Genomic DNA, 2,287 nt, shown 5'->3' on the forward strand with positions numbered 1-2,287 from the left:
AACTTTTCACTCTCCAGTAAATAAGAGATAATCAAAATTGAAATATATAGAATTTAGAATTTTGCATACTTTTTTCAAATGCTGTAAAAAGAAGCTGTAAAGGAAGGTTGAAATGAAAAACATAAGGGTAAAACTAATTCAAATTGATTGGGACGGACCCTATAGATTAGATGAACTAAATCGTTTAACTGATGAATCCCACGATTATGGAATCTATCAAATTTATGGAAAACATATAGTCTATGGAAAAGATGTCTTGTTATATATCGGAAAGGCAGACCAGCAAACGATTGGGAAAAGGGTATCCCAAGAAAATTGGTGGAATACAAATGACTCCAATCATCTAATGATATATGCGGGCAGAATAGCAGGTGAAGGTACGCCAGAGGAAGCCACATGGTCAAAGGAGATTGATCTTGCCGAGAAACTTTTAATTAATGTACATAAGCCTGCCTACAACTCCAAAAATCTCACATCCATACGGGATGATGAATTCCAAAATATTCATATTTTTAATTGGGGAGATCACCGGGACCTACTACCAGAAATTTCAGGTTTGCGATGGACAAGTAAATTAGACAATGTGGAATACAATGTTTATAAGTATAATGCCTTCGTGGAACAGTAATCTTAAAATTACAAGCTGGAATTAAGAGAGAAAGCTCGAATAATTAATATTTTTATAGGAAGTTGCCAAAAAAGCACATAAAAAATAGAATTCTCAATCAAATTTGAAGAGAATCCTGAAAACTTTACACTATAAATATGATTGAATAATATCTCTTACTTCGTCATAAAACTCTGCTTTAATGGCGGCTTTCTTTAAAACCTTCCATTCTTTAATAGCTTCTCCCTTTTCTTTCATTTCAAGGATTACAAACTCCACTCTTCTTAAACGGAAATCCCGTTCCGACTCCGATACTTGTTCAATAAATTCCTTTGTTTTTGACAACTTATCCATATGGTTTTCCAACAGGGCTCTTTCTCCAATGCGGTCTCCAAGTGTCTTTACTGTAATCCTTTTGGGCTTTCCGCCTTTATTATTTATATCTTCAACCACTTTTTGGACCTTCTCTAATATTTCTTGGTCTCTTTCCAACCAATTAACACGGTTATTTATTGTTTCAACCTTTTGCCGTTCTGGTGAATTAACATTCAGCCAATTACTATCATTCCTATATAAGAAAGCATACACCGCTGGTCGTTTCTCTCTCAATTGGGTTTTCGATAGGTTAGGATATTCCTTTTGCAACTGCACCCATTCATTTCGACGTATATTTACCAAATCATTATCTTTATGAACTTCCTTCTTTGAACCACTTTCGCTATTAATGATTTTCTCATATTTAATTACGGTATTGGTATCCACGGATAACCGCCGAGCAATCTCCCGATAACTCAATCCATCATTCAACAATGATTGCAATGCTTTCTTCCATAGGAAACCAAAATCCATTATCCGAGTAAACTTGTAACGGTCATCTTTGTTTTGGTCCTTTCCCTTTCTTGTATATGAAAAACCACAAGTAGGACAAGCAAACCTCCCAATCGGCTTCTTCGTCTTCTCACATCTTCTAATCGTAACAACTTTAATAACACTTTCCTTATAGTCTGGACATAAGGCATTTAAGCAAGGCCAATTCGGTTGACCAAATGGATTATTTTTAAATGAAGTTACCCTGAATACCGAATCCACATTTAAGCTAAGAAAGTTGAGCATAATTAGGTGGTAGTACGGATGGAACGATTTTCTGTGTTTTCGTGAAAAATTGGCTAACCATTGTGTATCTCCAATGTCTATGTAAAGGCTTTTCAATAATTCCTTAGAGTAAAAATTATAGAATGCTATATGCAGTTCCTTCTGTTTCACTTGTCCCTTAAAACTAGCAAATCCCTTTTCTATTAGATGATACTGATAGAATTCCGTGAAGTGAGAAAAAGACTGATTTTCAAACCGTCCGTTCAATAAATGTTCCGCTTGATGAATGAATTCCTTTAATTGTTGGAGAAAATCTCCGTTTGCCTTCCTCCCTATAGTTAAATCACAGTTGCTTGTGGTCGGCAATATAAAGGCATGTTTATTTGAATGGGTGATTGGTACTGCACTATGCTCTAACCATAGATCATGTTTCGGACAAATAAGATTTCCTGGTAACTGATGAAGACGATGCCAGTACAATTCTCCAAAAGTAGAAATATCTTCTTCAGCACAAGCTGAACAATACTTTGTTTTTGTCAATATGAAATTGAGCCAGAGTGATCACATCAAAAGTGAGCCACTTTATCG

General features: G+C 35.3%; 2 protein-coding genes. One reads left to right on the forward strand and one right to left on the reverse strand.

Features of this window, described 5'->3' with window-relative positions:
* The first annotated feature begins 112 nt into the window (after positions 1-112).
* Positions 113-628 carry a GIY-YIG nuclease family protein gene (locus SIN01_RS14505; protein WP_010027595.1) on the forward strand — a complete coding sequence of 172 codons (516 nt, stop codon included), beginning with the start codon at positions 113-115 and terminating at the stop codon, positions 626-628.
* 129 nt (positions 629-757) lie between these two features.
* Here SIN01_RS14505 and SIN01_RS14510 read toward each other — a convergent pair whose 3' ends face one another.
* Positions 758-2,239: a TnsD family Tn7-like transposition protein gene (locus tag SIN01_RS14510; RefSeq protein ID WP_237760175.1), complete on the reverse strand. Its 1,482-nt coding sequence runs from the start codon at positions 2,237-2,239 to the stop codon at positions 758-760.
* Between the last annotated feature and the right edge of the window lie 48 nt (positions 2,240-2,287).

The sequence above is a fragment of the Sporolactobacillus inulinus genome (genome assembly GCF_006539285.1).
GTDB lineage: Bacteria > Bacillota > Bacilli > Bacillales > Sporolactobacillaceae > Sporolactobacillus > Sporolactobacillus inulinus.